The 15,406-nt window shown below is 73.6% G+C and carries 13 protein-coding genes; 5 read left to right on the forward strand and 8 right to left on the reverse strand.

The features are described from left to right. Window positions 1–74 precede the first annotated feature (74 nt). From queG to queA, 4 genes are read right to left on the reverse strand one after another with little or no spacing between them, the layout of a single operon-like run. Entirely contained in the window at window positions 75–1,154 is a 1,080-nt protein-coding gene (gene queG / locus CR165_RS00405) for a tRNA epoxyqueuosine(34) reductase QueG (RefSeq protein ID WP_181377949.1), read from the reverse strand. Continuing rightward, on the reverse strand, window positions 1,141–1,608 hold the full coding sequence (queF, locus tag CR165_RS00410) for a preQ(1) synthase (protein WP_109514989.1): 468 nt from the start codon (window positions 1,606–1,608) through the stop codon (window positions 1,141–1,143). Before queF ends, queG begins: the two co-directional genes overlap by 14 nt. Further along, the gene (tgt, locus tag CR165_RS00415; protein WP_109514990.1) at window positions 1,605–2,729 is read right to left on the reverse strand and encodes a tRNA guanosine(34) transglycosylase Tgt; all 1,125 of its coding nucleotides are present in this window, start codon (window positions 2,727–2,729) and stop codon (window positions 1,605–1,607) included. Before tgt ends, queF begins: the two co-directional genes overlap by 4 nt. Continuing rightward, complete coding sequence (gene queA, locus CR165_RS00420; protein ID WP_109514991.1) at window positions 2,726–3,829, reverse strand: tRNA preQ1(34) S-adenosylmethionine ribosyltransferase-isomerase QueA; 1,104 nt, start codon at window positions 3,827–3,829, stop codon at window positions 2,726–2,728. Before queA ends, tgt begins: the two co-directional genes overlap by 4 nt. Before the next feature lie 133 nt (window positions 3,830–3,962). Between queA and CR165_RS00425 the strand changes: the two genes are divergently transcribed. The 5 genes from CR165_RS00425 (at window position 3,963) to CR165_RS00445 (ending at window position 9,888) form a co-directional block, all read left to right on the forward strand. After that, a complete protein-coding gene (locus CR165_RS00425; RefSeq protein ID WP_181377950.1) occupies window positions 3,963–5,633 on the forward strand; it encodes a thiamine pyrophosphate-binding protein in 1,671 nt (556 codons plus the stop codon). 5 nt (window positions 5,634–5,638) lie between these two features. Further along, window positions 5,639–6,622, forward strand: a complete 984-nt coding sequence (locus CR165_RS00430; RefSeq protein WP_109514993.1) for a 3-hydroxyacyl-CoA dehydrogenase family protein — start codon at window positions 5,639–5,641, stop codon at window positions 6,620–6,622. After that, window positions 6,619–7,392, forward strand: a complete 774-nt coding sequence (locus CR165_RS00435) for an SDR family NAD(P)-dependent oxidoreductase (protein WP_109514994.1) — start codon at window positions 6,619–6,621, stop codon at window positions 7,390–7,392. Before CR165_RS00430 ends, CR165_RS00435 begins: the two co-directional genes overlap by 4 nt. Window positions 7,393–7,532: 140 nt before the next feature. Beyond that, window positions 7,533–8,552 carry a CorA family divalent cation transporter gene (locus CR165_RS00440; RefSeq protein ID WP_181377951.1) on the forward strand — a complete coding sequence of 340 codons (1,020 nt, stop codon included), beginning with the start codon at window positions 7,533–7,535 and terminating at the stop codon, window positions 8,550–8,552. 127 nt (window positions 8,553–8,679) lie between these two features. Further along, the gene (locus CR165_RS00445; RefSeq protein ID WP_109515446.1) at window positions 8,680–9,888 is read left to right on the forward strand and encodes a Zn-dependent hydrolase; all 1,209 of its coding nucleotides are present in this window, start codon (window positions 8,680–8,682) and stop codon (window positions 9,886–9,888) included. Window positions 9,889–9,909: 21 nt separating this feature from the next. Here the strand turns inward: CR165_RS00445 and CR165_RS00450 are convergent, their stop codons facing one another. From CR165_RS00450 to CR165_RS00465, 4 genes are all read right to left on the reverse strand, one after another. Continuing rightward, complete coding sequence (locus CR165_RS00450; protein WP_181377952.1) at window positions 9,910–10,662, reverse strand: SGNH/GDSL hydrolase family protein; 753 nt, start codon at window positions 10,660–10,662, stop codon at window positions 9,910–9,912. Between the two features lie 17 nt (window positions 10,663–10,679). Next, the gene (locus CR165_RS00455) at window positions 10,680–11,852 is read right to left on the reverse strand and encodes an OpgC family protein (RefSeq protein ID WP_109514997.1); all 1,173 of its coding nucleotides are present in this window, start codon (window positions 11,850–11,852) and stop codon (window positions 10,680–10,682) included. Between the two features lie 140 nt (window positions 11,853–11,992). After that, window positions 11,993–12,871: a transglutaminase family protein gene (locus CR165_RS00460; protein ID WP_245906027.1), complete on the reverse strand. Its 879-nt coding sequence runs from the start codon at window positions 12,869–12,871 to the stop codon at window positions 11,993–11,995. Continuing rightward, window positions 12,868–15,399, reverse strand: coding sequence for a circularly permuted type 2 ATP-grasp protein (locus CR165_RS00465; RefSeq protein WP_146201803.1), 2,532 nt, complete (start codon window positions 15,397–15,399; stop codon window positions 12,868–12,870). Before CR165_RS00465 ends, CR165_RS00460 begins: the two co-directional genes overlap by 4 nt. Window positions 15,400–15,406: the final 7 nt, after the last annotated feature.

Consider the following 15,406-nt stretch of genomic DNA (forward strand, 5'->3'; position numbering starts at 1 on the left):
CTCAAGAAGCAGTTGATATCGTTGAACAAAAGGTTAACGCGATATCGGCCTCCCGCATCATCCCGCCGGGCTGCTCATCCTGCCGTCCCTGCCAGGCGTTCCGCCGCCCATGCCGCCGCCTCCGCCACCACCGCCGACGGGTCGGCGCGCAGCGCCTCGGCCACCGGGCGCAGCGTGGCGTCGCCCGAATTGCCGATGGCGTTGAGCACGTTGCGCACGAAGCGGTCCCGCCCGATGCGCTTGATGGGCGAGCCGCTGAACAGCGCGCGGAAGCCGGCATCGTCCAGCACCGCCAGTTCCGCGAGGCGCGGCGCGGTGAGGTCCTCGCGCGGCATCAGCCCCGGCTCGCGCGCGGCGGCGGCGAACTTGTTCCAGGGGCAGACGGCCAGGCAGTCGTCGCAGCCATAGATGCGGTTGCCCATGGCGGCGCGGAATTCGTGCGGGATGGGGCCGTGATGCTCGATGGTGAGGTAGGAGATGCAGCGCCGCGCATCGAGCCGGTAGGGGGCGGCGAAGGCATCGGTCGGGCAGGCGGTCAGGCAGCGTGTGCAGCGGCCGCAATGGTCGGCCTCGGCGCCGGTGGGGGCGAGGTCGAGCGTGGTGTAGACCTCGCCCAGGAACAGCCAGGAGCCGTGCGCGCGGCTGACGAGGTTGCTGTGCTTGCCCTGCCAGCCCAGCCCCGCCGCCTGGGCCAGCGGCTTCTCGGCCACCGGCGCGGTGTCGACGAACACCTTGAGCGCGCTGTCCTGCCAGCGCTCCACCATCCAGCGGGCCAGCGCCTTCAGGCGCTTCTTGACGATGTCGTGGTAGTCCCGGTTGCGGGCATAGACGCTGATGGCGCCGCGGTCCCGCCGTTCCAGCAGGGCGAGCGGGTCCTCCGCCGGGCCGTAATTCATGCCGAGCGCGATGACGGAGACGGCCTCGGGCCAGAGCGCCCGCGGGTGGGCGCGCTGCTCGGCGCGCTCGGCCAGCCAGCCCATCTCGCCCTGCATGCCCGCGGCGAGGAAGGCGTCGAGCCGCGCCCGCACCTCCGGGCCGAGATGGGCGGGGGCGAAGCCCACCGCGTCGAAGCCGAGCGCCAGCGCCTGGTCGCGGATCTCCGCCGCCCGGCCTTCAGGCGTGGTGGCGGGGGCGGGCTTCTTACCCGCGCCCACGGTAGTTCGGCACGTCCTGCGCCGGCACCCAAACGCCCTCGGGCGCCGCGCCGGTCTGCCAGAAGACGTCGATCGGGATGCCGCCGCGCGGATACCAGTAGCCGCCGATGCGCAGCCACACCGGGTCCAGCACCTCGGCCAGCCGGACGCCGATGCCCACCGTGCAGGCCTCGTGGAAGGCGCCGTGGTTGCGGAAGCTGGTGAGGTAGAGCTTCAGGCTCTTGCTCTCCACCAGCCAGTCGCCGGGGATGTAGTCGATGACGAGATGGGCGAAGTCCGGCTGCGCCGTCAGCGGGCAGAGCGAGGTGAACTCCGGCGCGGTGAAGCGCACGCAGTAGCGCCGGCCGGGATGCGGGTTGGGCACGCGCTCCAGCACCGCCTCCTCGGGCGATTGCGGCTGGCGCGTGGCCTGGCCGAGCATGGTCAGGCCGGAGACGTCGTGAGAAGCGGTCATACGGGGGTCTCCTCGGGCTTGCGCCAGCCGGCTTCCAGGGCGGCGGCCTCCTCGGCCAGCCGGCCATCGAGGATGGCCTGGCGCAGCCGCGCCATCAGGCGCTGGTAGTAGCGGATGTTGTGCCAGGTGAGCAGGATCGGCCCCAGCATCTCCCCCGCCTTGAACAGGTGCTGCAGGTAGCCGAGGGAGTGGCGGGTGCAGGCGGGGCAGTCGCATTCCGGGTCCAGCGAGCCGGTGTCCTCGGCGTGGCGGGCGTTGCGGATGTTCACCACGCCGTGGCTGGTATAGGCGCGGCCGGTGCGGCCCGAGCGCGTCGGGATCACGCAATCGAACATGTCGACGCCGCGCATCACCGCGCCGATCAGGTCGGAGGGCGTGCCGACGCCCATCAGGTAGCGCGGATGCGTCTCGGGCAGCATCGGCACGGAGAAGTCGAGGGTGCGGAACATCTCCGCCTGTCCCTCGCCGACGGCGAGGCCGCCGATGGCGTAGCCCTCGAAGCCGATCTCCGTCAGGGCGCGGGCGCTCTCGGCGCGCAGATCCTCGAAGACGCTGCCCTGCTGGATGCCGAACAGCCCGTAGCCCGGCCGCGCGACGAAGGCGGCGCGGGAGCGGGCGGCCCAGTCCATCGACAGCCGCATGGATTTTCCCGCCACCTCATGCGTGGCGGGGAAGGGGGTGCATTCGTCGAAGCACATGGTGATGTCGGCATCCAGCAAATGCTGGATCTCGATGCTGCGCTCCGGCGTCAGGCGGAACTTCTCGCCGTTGATGTGGCTCTGGAAAGTGACGCCGTCCTTGTCCAGCTTGCGGAGCTGCGAGAGGGACATGACCTGGAAGCCGCCGGAATCGGTCAGGATCGGGCCGTGCCAGTCCATCATTTTATGCAGGCCGCCGAGCCGGCCGACGCGCTCGGCACCCGGGCGCAGCATCAGGTGGTAGGTGTTGCCCAGCACGATGTTGGCGCCGGTGGCGCGCACCGCATCGGCCGTCATGCCCTTCACCGTGCCGGCGGTGCCGACGGGCATGAAGACCGGGGTGGCGACATCGCCATGCGCGGTGTGCAGCGTGCCGGCGCGGGCCTTGCCGTCCTGGCACTGGCAGCTCCAGTGGAGCGTCATGGGGCGGTGTCCTCCCGGAACAGCAGGCTGGCATCGCCATAGGAGTAGAAGCGGTAGCCCTGGGCGACGGCATGGGCATAGGCATCGCGCATCCGCGCCGTGCCGGCGAAGGCCGAGACCAGCATGAACAGGCTGGATTTCGGCAGGTGGAAATTGGTCAGCAGCAGGTCCGCCGAGCGGAACACATGCCCGGGCAGCAGGAAGATGTCCGTCAGGCCGCGAAAGGGATGGATGACGCCCTTCTCGTCCACCGCGCTCTCCAGCAGCCGCAGCGCGGTGGTGCCGATGGCGACGATGCGGCCACCCTTCGCCCGCGTCCCGTTGATGGCGGCGGCGGCGGCCTCGGTGATCTCGCCCCACTCGGCATGCAGCCTGTGCTCGCGCGGGTTCTCGGCGCGGATGGGCAAAAACGTGCCGGCGCCGACATGCAGCGTCAGCGAGACCTGCGCCACGCCGCGCGCCGCCAGCGCCGCCAGCAGGCGGGGGGTGAAGTGCAGGCTGGCGGTGGGCGCCGCCACCGCGCCGGGCTGCCGCGCGAAGATCGGCTGGTAGTCCTCCCGGTCCTCCGGGCGCGGGCCTTCGGGGCGGGCGATGTAGGGCGGCAGCGGGATCTCCCCCGCGCGCTCCAGCGCGGCGGCGAGCAGCCCCTGGTCGGGGCCGAAATCGAGCAGCACCGCGCCGCCCTCCTGCCGCTCCACCACGCGCGGCGCCAGCTCCGGCGCGCCCTCGATCGACAGGATATCGCCGGGCCGCAGCTTCTTCGCGTTGCGGACCAGCGCGTGCCAGATGCCCCCCGCCTCGGCGCGGTTGAGCATGATTTCCAGCCGCGCCTCGCCGCGCCCGGCGCGCAGCCGCGCGGGGATGACGCGGGTGTCGTTCACCACCATCAGGTCGCCGGGGCGCAGCCAGTCCGGCAGCTCCAGCACGCCGGCATCGCGCACGCCTTCGGGGGCGGCCACCAGCAGCCGCGCCGCGTCGCGCGGGCGGGCGGGGGACTGGGCGATCAGCGCCTCGGGCAGGGCGAAGTCGAAATCCTCCGCCCGCAGCTCGGGCTTTGGACCTGCATCCCGGCGGTCGGGAAGGGTGCTGGGCTGGGTCATGGGATGGCGGGGCGGTAGCGGAGGGGGGCGGCAAAGGCAAGCACGGGCTTCACATGGCAGGCCGGAGGGGTTGCCGGCGCCGCCACCCGGGGGCAGGCTGACCGCCCATGAGGAAACGGGAAGAAACGACGCCATGAGCCTGAAAGGGTGGGAGTGGCTGGCGCGCAGCATCGCGCGCTCCGGCCAGAGCCATGTCTTCTTCATCGACGCCGTGCTGCGGCCGACGCTGATGGCGCTGGAGGAACAAGGGGTGCAGCCGGTGCTGGCGCACTCGGAAAAGGGCGCCGCCTACATGGCCGATGGCTATGCCCGCGTCTCGGGCCGGCCCGGCATCGTCGCCGCGCAGTCGGTGGGCGCGGCCAACCTGGCGGCGGCGCTGCAGGATGCCTGGCTCGGCCGCGTGCCGATGCTGGCGCTGACCGGCCGCAAGCCGCCCCACGCGCAGCACCGCAACGCCTACCAGGAGGTGGCGCACGCGCCGCTCTTCGCCCCCGTCACCAAGGCGGGCATGGCGGTGGAGGCGGCCTCCGACCTGCCGCGCCTGTTCCGCCAGGGCTGGGCCGCCGCCACCGCCGCGCCGCCGCGCCCGGTGCATCTCGACCTGAACGGGCTGATGGCCGAGATCGTCGAGCAGGGCGACACCGGCGCCGAGGCGGCCGACCTTTCCGCCTGGACCGCGCCGCGCCACCGCCCCGTGGCCGATGCGGGCGACGTGGCGCGCCTCGCCCGCCGCCTGCTGGAGGAGCCGCGAATCGCCATCGTCGCCGGCGACGGCGCGGCGCTCTCCGGCTGCGGGGCGGAGCTGCTGGAGCTGGCCACGCGCCTCCAGGCGCCGGTCGCCACCAGCCTCGGCGCGCGCGGGCTGGTGCCGACGCGGCACCGGCTGCATGTCGGCGTCGTCGGCAGCTATTCGGCGCCGCCGGCCAACAAGGTGGTGCATGGCGCCGGGCTGGTGCTGATGGTGGGAAGCGACGGCGGCGACCAGGTGACCCATGCCTGGCGCGTGCCCGCGCCCGGCACGCCCATCGTGCAGATCGACGCCGACCCGCTGGAGCTGGACCGCTGCCCGGCGGAGATCTCCGTCTGCGGCGACCCGCGCGCGACGCTGGAGGCGCTGCTGGAGGTGCTCGGCACGCCGGAGCGCAACAGCGCCTTCCTCGACGAGGCCGCCGCCCTGGTGGCGGCGTGGCGGCAGGAGATGGCGCCGCGCCTGGCCAGCGACGAGACGCCGATCGACCCCGCCCGGCTCTGTGCCGAGATCTCCGCCGCCCTGCCGGAGGATGGCATCCTGGTGGCCGATACCGGCTATTCCGGCATCTGGACCGGCACGCTCATCGAGTTCAACGGCACGGGGCAGCAATATCTCCGCGCCGCCGGCTCGCTGGGCTGGGCCTTCCCGGCCGCGCTCGGCGCCAAATGCGCGGCGGGCGCGCGCAAGGTGGTCTGCTACAGCGGCGACGGCGCGCTCTACTACCACCTCACCGAGCTGGAGACGGCCAAGCGCCGCGGCATCGCGGTGACGCTGGTGGTGAACAACAACCAGGGCTTCGGCCAGGGCTGGCCCAACCTGGTGCGCGCCGCCGGCAACCGGCCTGAGGTGGCGGGCACGCTGCTGCGCTTCGGCGCGCACACCGATTTCTGCGCGCTCGCCGCCGGCTTCGGCCTGCGCGGCATCCGCGTCGAGCGGCCGGAGCAGATCGGCCCCGCCCTGCGCGAGGCGATGGCATCGGACGAGACGGTGGTGGTGGAGGTGATGACCGGCATCGACCACCGCGCGCCCGAGCCCTGGACCCCGGAAGGCTGAACCCCATGAACATCGCCATCATCGGCGCCGGGCTGATGGGCCATGCGCTGGCGCTGGTCTTCGCTATCGGCGGCCACCGCGTGACGCTGACCGACACCAGCGCCGAGGCGCTGGCCCGTGCGCCTGGGCTGATGGAGAAGGCCCGCGCCACGCTGGAGGCCGCCGGCGAGGCGGGCGGCCTCTCGGCGGAGGATCTGCGCGCCCGCGTCACGCTACACGAGGGTCTCGCCGCCACGGTGGCCGAGGCGGGGCTGGTGATCGAGGCCATCATCGAGAAGCCCGATCCGAAGCGCGCCCTCTACGCCGAGCTGGACCGGCTGATGCCGGAGGAGGCCATCCTCGCCAGCAACACCTCCTATCTCGACGTCTTCCCGCTGATGCCGGCCCGCCGCCTGAAGCGCGCCATCATCATGCACTGGTACACGCCGCCCTATCTCGTCGACCTCGTCGATCTCGTCGGCAGCCCGGAATGCCCGGAGGCGCTGCTGGAGGAGGTGCGCGCCATGCTCGCCGCCATGGGCAAGGTGCCGCTGGTGATGCGCCGCTTCCTGCCCGGCTACATCGCCAACCGGCTGCAGTCGGCGCTCTCCCTCGAATGCTACCGGCTGATGGACGAGGGCTACGCCACGCCGCAGGAGATCGACGAGGCGATCATCCACGGCCTCGCGCTGCGGATGCTGCTGCTCGGCCAGATGGCCAAGGGCGATCTCACCGGCCTGCCGCTCTCCGCCCAGGCGCTGGCCAACCGCATGTACACGCCGCCCACGCCGAGCGGCCACAGCACCACGCTGGACGCCGCGCTGGCCGAGGGCCGCACCGGCGTCATGGCCGGGCGCGGCCTCTACGACTGGGGCCCCCCGGGGGAGGATTACGATCCCGCCGCCATCCTGGCCGAGCGGGACCGCCGGCTGCTCGCCCTCAAGCGCGCCTTCCGCGCGATCGGCCCGATGGCCGGATACGCGCATTCGCCCAGCAAGGAGCCCACATGATCCGCTACGAACTCTCCGGCCGCACGGCGCTGGTGACGGGGGGCGCCTCCGGCATCGGCCTCGCCACGGTGAAGCTGCTGGCCGAGGGCGGCTGCCGCGTCGCCATCAACCACCTGGCCGGCGACCCGCGCGGCGCCCAGGTGGTGGCCGAGCTGCGCGCCGCCGGCCATGACGTGCTCTCCGCCCCCGGCAATGTGGGCGACGCGGCGGACGGACCGCGCATGGTGGAGCAGGCGGTGGCCGATCTCGGCGGGCGGCTGGACTTCCTGGTGAACAACGCCGGCACCCCCGGCACCAGCAGCCTGATCCCGCCCTCCGCACTGGAGCGGCTGACCGAGGAACTGTGGCAGACGGTGCTGCAGGTGAACCTGCTCGGCGTGTTCCGCTGCGCCAAGGCGGCGGCGCCGGCGCTGAAGGCGGCGCGCGGGGCCATCGTCAACGTCGCCTCCATCGCCGGGCTCGACAGCCCCGGCAGCTCGATGGCCTATGGCGCCACCAAGGCCGGCGTCGTCAGCCTGACCAAGAATCTGGCGCGTGGCCTGGCGCCCGAGGTGCGGGTGAACGCGGTGGCGCCGGGCGCGGTCGATTCCTCCTGGATGGTGGAATGGACGGAGGAGCGCCGCGCGGCCTCGGCCAACAAGGCGCTGCTCAAGCGCCGCTGCCAGCCGGAGGACCTGGCCGAGGTCATCGGCTTCCTGCTCGCGGGGGCGGCGATGGTGACGGGGCAGACCGTGGTGGTCGATGGCGGGCTGACGCTGGAATCGCGCTGAGGCCGCCAGGCGCGCGCCGTCGCGGGCCGGACATGGAAAGTTCTTGCCGCGCCGGCGCGCCGCCAGCCATGGGCGGATTGCCTTCCGCCATGGCCTGGGCTTCCCTGCGCCGTGGCATGGCCGGGGAGAGATTCCGCCGCATGATCGATGCGCCCGCCATCAGGCCGCCTCGCGGCTACGGCCTGATCTGGGGATGGCACCCGGACAGCGACGCGCCGCTCGACGAGGCGGCCGTCGATGCGCTGCTGCGGCGGCACCCCGAGGGGGGCGGCCTGTGGCTGCACCTCGACCTGACCGACACCCGCGCCCGGCCCTTCCTGCAATCCCTGGCCACCCAGGCCCCGCGCGCGCTGCCGCCCTTCGCCGTGGAGGCGCTGCTGGAGCGGGCCGAGGCGCCGCACCTGGAACTCCGCGAGGGCGTGCTGTCCGGCGCGGTGCCGGATTTCCACCACGATGACGGGGCGGAGCCCGACCCGCAGCGGATGGGGCTGCTGACCGTGGCGCTGACGCCGGCGCTGCTGATCACCGCGCGGCGGCATCCGATGCGGGCGACGCATCACCGCGGCATCGTGGCCATGCCGGGCGCCGAGCCGGCGGCGCGCTGGGACAGCATCCTGCGCGAGGTGCTGGCCGGCGTCGGGCGCTGCGGCGCCGGCATCGCGGCGCAACTGAACCGGATTGAGGAGGAGCTGCTGCGGGGCGAGGATGACCGCCGCGCGGAGCTTTCCGGCCTGCGCCGCGCGGCGCTGCTGCTGCACCGGCGCATCGAGCCGCTGGCCCTGGCCTATGAGGAGCTGGCCGAGGCGCCCGGCGGCTGGCTGGAGGCCGCCGGCCATGCGCCGGCGCTGATGGAACGCCGGCTCCGCATGGCGCTGCGCGTGACCCAGGGCCTGCAGGACCGTGGCCGCATCGCCCAGGACGAGCTGGCCTCGCTGGTCGCCGGTGAGGCCAACCGGCGCCTGCTGGTGCTGTCGATCCTGACCGCCCTGCTGCTGCCGCCCAGCCTCATCGCCGGCATCTTCGGCATGAACACCACGGATCTGCCCGGCACCGAGGCAGCGGGCGGCTTCTGGTGGGCGCTGGGTGCCATCCTGGCCTCGGCCGTGCTGGCGCTGGGGCTGATGCTCGGCCTCGGTATCCTCGGGCGGCGGCGCCGGTAGTTCCCGGCGCGCGCTTCCCGGTCCATGCTCGCTGGTCCATGCTGGCCGGTCCATGCTGCTCGGCACGGCTCTTGCGAGAAAGCCCGACAGCCAGACCTTCCCAATCCTGACCTCGCCGGATGAGACCATGCCCCAGACCGATTCCGCCCGCTTCCTCCAGGACCTGCACGAACTGCGCCGGATCGGCGCGTTCAGGACCGGCGTGCACCGCCCGACCTACTCGCCGCAGGACATGGAATCCCGCCGCTGGCTGATGCGGCAGATGGAGGAGGTGGGGCTGGAGGCCTCGATCGACGGCATCGGCAATGTCTTCGGCCGGCACAAGGGGGCGGGGCCGCACCTGCTGGTCGGCAGCCATATCGAGAGCCAGAACGAGGCCGGCTGGCTGGATGGCGCGCTCGGCGTGGTGGCGGGGCTGGCGCTGGCCCGCGCCGGCCTGCCCGTCGATGTCTGCGCCTTCGCCGACGAGGAAGGGCATTTCGAGGGCGGCTTCCTCGGCAGCCGCTCGATCATCGGCGAACTCTCCGAGGAGGAGATCGACCGCAGCCGCAACCGCACCGACGGCACGCCGCTGCGCGCGGCGCTGAAGGCGGCCGGGCTGGAGGGCCTGCCGCGCCTGCGGATCGACCCGGCCCGCTACAAGGGCTTCTTCGAGATGCATATCGAGCAGGGCACGCAGCTCGAGCGGGCCGGGCTTCAGGTCGGTGTCGTCAGCGGCATCGTCGCCATCTGGCAGTGGCGGCTGCTGGTGGAGGGGCAGCAGGACCATGCGGGCGGCACCACCATGGCCGAGCGGCGCGATGCGGGGCTCACGGCGGTGCGCCTGCTCGCCGCCATCGACGCCGAGTTCCCGCGCTTCTGCGGCGAGCGCAGCACCTGGACCACGGGGCGCATCACGCTGGAGCCGGGCGCCCCCAGCATCATCCCCGGCCGGGCCGACGTGCTGTTCCAGTTCCGCGACGTGTCGATGGACAGGCTGCGCGAGATGGAGGCGGGGCTGCGCAGGCTGGTGCAGGAGAGCAACCGCCGCGAGCGCTGCGAGACCACGCTGGTCAGCGTCGCCAAGGCCACCCCCGCGCTGTGCGACGAGGGGATGATGCGCGCCCTCTCGGCCGCGGCCGAGGCGCTGGCCCCGGGCGCCTGGCAGGTGATGCCGAGCGGCGCCGGGCACGACGCGCAGTACATCGCCAAGGTGATGCCGGCGGCGATGATGTTCGTCCCCTCCATCGGCGGCATCAGCCACCACTGGGCGGAGGACACGAAGGAGGAGGATCTGGCGCTCGGCATCGAGGTCCTGGCGGAGGCGGCGGCGCGCTTCCTGGCCGGCTCGAACTGAGGCGAGGCCGGCGGCGGGCCTTCAGTCCGCCGCCGTCACGCGGCGGGCGATGCCGCCCGCCAGCACCTCGGCCATGCACTGGTAGCCAAGGTCGTTCATGTGGAAGCCGTCGGCCGAGAGCATCAGCACCGGCTGCGGCAGCGCCTGCCAGAAGCGCATGATGGTGTAGCGCCGCATCAGCGGCAGCCGCTTCTCCGCCGCCACGGCGGCGATGCCCTCGACGAAATCCTCGTAGCGGTCGGCGTCGCGGATGCCGGGGAAGGATTGCGGGTCGATCAGCACCAGGTCGAGCCCGCGCCGCTGCACCAGCTCCACCCCCTCGCGCAGCACCTGGGTGAAGGCCTGGGGGGTGATGCCGCGCAGCGCGTCGTTGGTGCCGAGCTGCCACAGCACCACGTCCGGCTGCCACTCCTCCACCGAGACGCGCATGCGGGCCAGGGTGGTGGAGGCCACCTCGCCACCCACGCCGTTGTTGCGCACCGTCACCGCGATGCCGGGCAGCAGCCGCTCCAGCGCCGCCTTCAGCCGCGGCGGATAGGCATGGCTGGGGGAGGAGGCCCCCGCCCCCGCCGTGGTGGAGGAGCCGATGGCCAGGATGCGGATGGGCCGCTTCTCCTGCAGCAGCCCGGCCATGCGCGGCAGGGGGCGGCCGAGGTCGCGCAACTCGTCCGGCACGGTGCAGGCGGCGGGGACGTTGTCGGTGCCGACCGGCGGCGGCGCCTGGCCCCGGGCGGGGGCCGCCGCCAGCAGCGCGGCGCCGATCAGCGCCGCCATTCTCCGGCCGGCCCGCATCAGGAAGGCTGCACCGCGGCCGGCAGGCCGGCCGGGCTGCCGCCGCGCCGCTTCTCGGTGAGGCTCAGCAGCCCCGCGACCAGCATCTGGGTGGCGACCCCGGCGGTGACATAGGCGATGTCGAACACGGGACCGTCGAAGCCCGTCTGCTTCAGCGCCACGCCGGTGATGCTGACCACGAGCCCGGTGCAGAACACCGGCAGCGAATGGCGCCCCATCATCGCCAGCGGGTGGCGCGACGGCAGGCCGCGCGCCCAGCCCTGCAGCGGCGAGTGCGCCACCACGTAGCACAGCGCCAGGACATGCAGCAGCCGCGGCACGGACAGGAACTGCTTCTCCGGCACCGTCAGGAAATCCGGCAGCAGCGGGATCCAGCCGGCCGGCGGCAGGCCAGGGCCGCGCGTCACCACCAGCGCCAGCACCAGATAGGCCAGCGCCGCCCACCAGGCGCCACGGTGATAGGGCATGGCGGCGCCCAGCCGGTTGCGCCGCGCCCCCAGCGCGAAGCCGATGACGAACAGGAACTGCCAGGAGAGCGGATTGAAGAACCAGCCGCCGGGCAGCGGGTAGGCGGGCAGGTTGGTGCCGGTGAGCCCCGCCGCCGTGTAGAGCGCCGCCGAGAGCACCACCGCCAGCGACAGGCTGCGCGAGGCCACGAACAGCAGCAGCGGCAGCATGCCGATCAGCACGAAGTAGAGCGGCAGGATGTTCAGGAAGCCGGGCTGGTAGGCGAGGGTGACGGCGGAGACCAGCGCCTCGGCCGGGTCCATCATCAGCGGCTCCAGCGCGATGACGGAGAACAGGCCGAAATCGCCCGTGCGGATGACGCCGAGCGCGAACACCGCGCCCCCCAGCACCACCAGCGCCAGGTGCGTGGTGTAGAGCCTGACCGCGCGGCTGGCCACCTTGAGCGAGACGGCGAGCCGCTGGCCGATGGCATAGCGGCTGAAATAGGCGGCCGCCGCGGCGTAGCCGGCGAACATCACGAACAGGTCGGCCGCGTCCGAGAAGCCGAAATTCTTGTGCGTCACATTCTCCAGGATGTTGCCGGAGACGTGGTTGATGAAGATCGTGATCAGCGCCAGGCCGCGCCAGACATCCAGTGCGGTGTCGCGTCCGGGCGGAAGCAGAGTGCCGGGCGACGCCGACGGGCTGGGCGGAGCGGCCGCCATGGAACATCTCCTGCTGTTCTTGACCGGCACGGCGCAGGCCATGGCGGGCGGTGGCGCGGGGCGGCCTCGCGATGGAAATAGGGCGCGGGCGTTGCCGTTGCAGGGTGCGGGTGGTCAAGAGGCGGTGTGGCGTGCCCCGCTCAGGCGGGGGTGAGGTCCACCGCCACCTCCAGGCTGTGCCGGCCGCCGCCCAGGATGATGCCGCGCAGCGGCGAGATGTCGTGGAAGTCCCGGCCCCAGCCCAGCACCACATGCTCGTCGCGCACCACCAGGTCGTTGGTGGGGTCGAGGTCCACCCAGCCATGCGCCGGGCCGAGCCAGGCCCCCACCCAGGCATGCGACTGGTCGGAGCCCAGATGCTTGGTGCCGCCCGGTGGCGGCAGGGTGCGGATATAGCCCGAGACGTAGCGCGCCGGCAGGCCGAGGCCGCGCAGCCCGCACAGCATCAGGTGGGTGAAGTCCTGGCAGACGCCCGCACGCTGCGCCAGCACCTGCGAGACCGGGGTGGCGATGCCGGTGACGCCGGCGCGGAAGGCGAAGTCCCGGTAGATGCGCGTGGTCACCTCCCGCAGCGCCGCCAGCACCGGGCGGCCGGGGGTGAAGGACTGCGCCACATAGTCCCGCGCCCCGGCATGCTCGGGCAGCATGGGGGAGGGGAAGGTGAATTCCGCCACCGGGCCGCTGCGCGCCGCCTCGGCCGCCACCTGCTCCCAGGGCGGGGTCGCGGCGGCGGGCGGCGGCGGCGGGAAGGCGACGTCGATCTCCGCCTCCGCCACCACCTCGAAGCGGGCATGCGGCCGGTCGAGGAACAGCCAGGTGACGCGGTTGCCGAAATGGTCGAGGCCGGAGGAGACGCGCGCCGGCTCCGGCGCGCAGGCCAGCGTCTCCCACCGCAGCTGCTGGTGCGGCAGCGGGCGCGGCGAGAGGTGCAGCATGTGACTGGCCATGTCCACCGCCTCGGCATAGCGGTAGATCGTGGCGTGGCGGATGCGCCAGCGGCTCATACGGGGGTGGCTCATGCGGCGCCCCAGAACAGCACGGAGGGCTCCTCCGCCATCTCCTGCCCCAGCGACTGCGCGGGCGGCAGCAGCGCGAAGTAGCGGCGGCTGATGTTGTCCGACAGGGTGGCGACCTCGCCCGCCAGCGTGGCGAGGCGCGGGGCGATCTGCACGGCCGCCAGCGCCGGGTCGCGCGCCGCCTGCACGGCCAGGGGCATGTCCTCCACCGTGGCCAGCAGCGCCTCGGCCTGCGGCAGCAGGTCGTGCTCCGGCCCGCCATCGATGTCGGTCAGCAGCCGGCGGATGGCGTGGAGCTGAAAGGCGAGGCCACGCGGGTTGCCGGGGTCGGCCAGCACCAGGTCCAGCGCCGGCGCGGGCTGCAGCACGCCGAGATAGCGGCTGCGGTAGGTGATGACGCTGTCGCACAGCTCCAGCGCCAGCCGCAGCCCGCCCTCGATGCGGCTGGCCGGCTGGTCCAGCGCGAAGCCGAGCTGCGCGGCGATGGCCTGGGCGCGCTCCACCCGCCGGCCGAGGTCGAGGAAGGCGTAGCCGCCGGCGCGCACCATGTTCTCCGCCGCCGCGCCCGCCACGCCGGCGGAGTAGCGCAGCACGCCGGCCAGCGCCTCCTCCAGCCCCTGCTGGCCGCGGTGCTGCGCCGCCGCCTGCACCTGCACGGCACGCAGCGGCAGGGTGAAGAGGGTGTGTATGTCGCCCGTCAGCCGGTCGCGCACCGCCTCGACGAGGCGGGCGATCTCGGCCATCTGCCGGCCGACGGCGCCGCCCTCGCGCAGCGCGCGCCACAGCGCCGCCTGCAGCGCGCCGCTGGCGGCGCCGCTCGGCATGTCCTCGGCCTGCACCAGCCCGGCATGGCGCAGCGCGGCGGAGAGCGCCGTCAGCTCGGCGAATTCGCGCGGCAGCAGCGGGCCGCGCTCCAGCCGCGCCAGCGCCGCGCGCATCAGCCGCGCCGCGCCTTCCAGCCGCTCCACGTAGCGGCCGAGCCAGAACATGTTGTCGGCCACGCGGGAGGGCAGCTCGCCCGTGGCGCGGCGGATCGGCAGCGGCTGGCGGGGCAGGGCGGCGGGGCCGAGGATCGCGGCGCCCTCCTCGGCCAGCACCCACACATCCTTGGCCAGGCCCTGCTGCGGCAGGCGGCCGGCCAGCGCCTCGGCATCGCCCGGCACGCGCGCAAGGCCGCCCGGCATCACCTGCCATTCCGCCCCGTCCTGCGCCAGGAACAGGCGCAGCACCACCGGGCGGGGGGAGAGGCGCTCGCCATCGGCGCAGGGGGCGACGGAAGGGGGCATGTCGCGCGTCGCCGCCCAGTCCTGCGGGCGCTCGGCCACGCGGCGCAGCAGCGCCTCGCGCGCCGCCTCCGGCATCCGCGCCGGGTGACGGGCGGCGGCGCCGCCGTCGAAGGCGGGGCGCAGCAGCCACTGGCCGGGGTCGCGCAGCACCATCGCCAGCGCCTCCGGCCCGGCCAGCCAGTGCGTCTCCGCCGAGGGCAGCAGCAGCGCCTCGCCCAGCAGGCGGCGGCAGAGCGCGGGCAGCAGCGCCGCCAGCGCCGGCGCCTCCACCATGCCGCAGCCAGGGGCGTTGACAATGCGCAGCGTGCCGTTGCGCGCCGCGTCCATCAGCCCTGGCACGCCGCCATGGCCGCCGAACTCCAGCGGGTCGAGGTGCCGCCCGTCCATCCGCCGCAGCAGCACATCGACCGGCTGCGGCCCCTTCAGCGTCTTGAGGAACAGGGCGCCGCCGCGCGCCGTCAGGTCGCCCGGCTCGACCAGGGCGCAGGACAGCTCGCCGGCCAGCAGCACATGCTCGAACCAGAGCGGGTGGTGCACCCCCGGGGTCAGCAGGGCGATGGCGGCGTTGTCCGGGCCGCGTGGCGAGAGGCGCTGGAGCGAATCCAGCCAGCGGTCGAAGAAGGGGCGCAGCGGGCGCACCTGCTGGCCGCGGAACAGGTTGGGCACCACGCGGGCCAGCATCCGCCGGTTCTCCTGCGCGTGGCCGATGCCGGCGGCACGGCTGGTGCGGTCGGCCAGCACGCGCCAGGCGCCGTCCGGGCCGCGCAGCAGGTCGGCGGCGTAGGTGGTCAGCAGCGGGCCGGCGGGGGCGCGCCCCTCGGCGCGGCAGGGGCGCAGGAAGGCGGGGTTGGCGAAGACCAGGGCCGGCGGCACCAGCCCCTCGGCCAGCAGGGCCTGCGGCCCGTAGAAATCGGCCAGCAGCCGCTCCAGCAGGCGCGCCCGCTGCGACAGCCCCTCGGACAGCGCGGCGAACTCGCGCGCCGGCAGCGGCAGCGGCACCGGGTCGCAGCGCCAGGCGCGGCTGGCCTGGGCGGCGCCGGGCAGCAGGGAGGTGATGCCCTCATCCTCGAAGGCGCGGTCCAGCCGGCGCGCCGCCTCGCCGATGCCGTTCCCGGCATAGTCCTGCGGCAGGTCGGAGAAGGCGGCCAGCAGGCGCCGCCAATGGGGCCGCACCTGGCCGCGGCCATCGACCATCTCATCGGGCACAGCGGGGGGCACGGCGGGGGGCGGTGCGGGAAGGTTCACCCCGCGC

It is taken from the genome of Teichococcus aestuarii (assembly GCF_003116135.1).
GTDB classification, from domain to species: domain Bacteria; phylum Pseudomonadota; class Alphaproteobacteria; order Acetobacterales; family Acetobacteraceae; genus Pseudoroseomonas; species Pseudoroseomonas aestuarii.

Bases quoted from the DNA above. Each gene is read 5' to 3' on its own strand.
- queF (WP_109514989.1), bottom strand. From the start codon at position 1,608: ATGACCGCTTCTCACGACGTCTCCGGCCTGACCATGCTCGGCCAGGCC.
- tgt (WP_109514990.1), bottom strand. From the start codon at position 2,729: ATGACGCTCCACTGGAGCTGCCAGTGCCAGGACGGCAAGGCCCGCGCC.
- queA (WP_109514991.1), bottom strand. From the start codon at position 3,829: ATGACCCAGCCCAGCACCCTTCCCGACCGCCGGGATGCAGGTCCAAAG.
- CR165_RS00425 (WP_181377950.1), top strand. From the start codon at position 3,963: ATGAGCCTGAAAGGGTGGGAGTGGCTGGCGCGCAGCATCGCGCGCTCC.
- CR165_RS00430 (WP_109514993.1), top strand. From the start codon at position 5,639: ATGAACATCGCCATCATCGGCGCCGGGCTGATGGGCCATGCGCTGGCG.
- CR165_RS00435 (WP_109514994.1), top strand. From the start codon at position 6,619: ATGATCCGCTACGAACTCTCCGGCCGCACGGCGCTGGTGACGGGGGGC.
- CR165_RS00440 (WP_181377951.1), top strand. From the start codon at position 7,533: ATGATCGATGCGCCCGCCATCAGGCCGCCTCGCGGCTACGGCCTGATC.
- CR165_RS00445 (WP_109515446.1), top strand. From the start codon at position 8,680: ATGCCCCAGACCGATTCCGCCCGCTTCCTCCAGGACCTGCACGAACTG.
- CR165_RS00450 (WP_181377952.1), bottom strand. From the start codon at position 10,662: ATGGCGGCGCTGATCGGCGCCGCGCTGCTGGCGGCGGCCCCCGCCCGG.
- CR165_RS00455 (WP_109514997.1), bottom strand. From the start codon at position 11,852: ATGGCGGCCGCTCCGCCCAGCCCGTCGGCGTCGCCCGGCACTCTGCTT.
- CR165_RS00460 (WP_245906027.1), bottom strand. From the start codon at position 12,871: ATGAGCCACCCCCGTATGAGCCGCTGGCGCATCCGCCACGCCACGATC.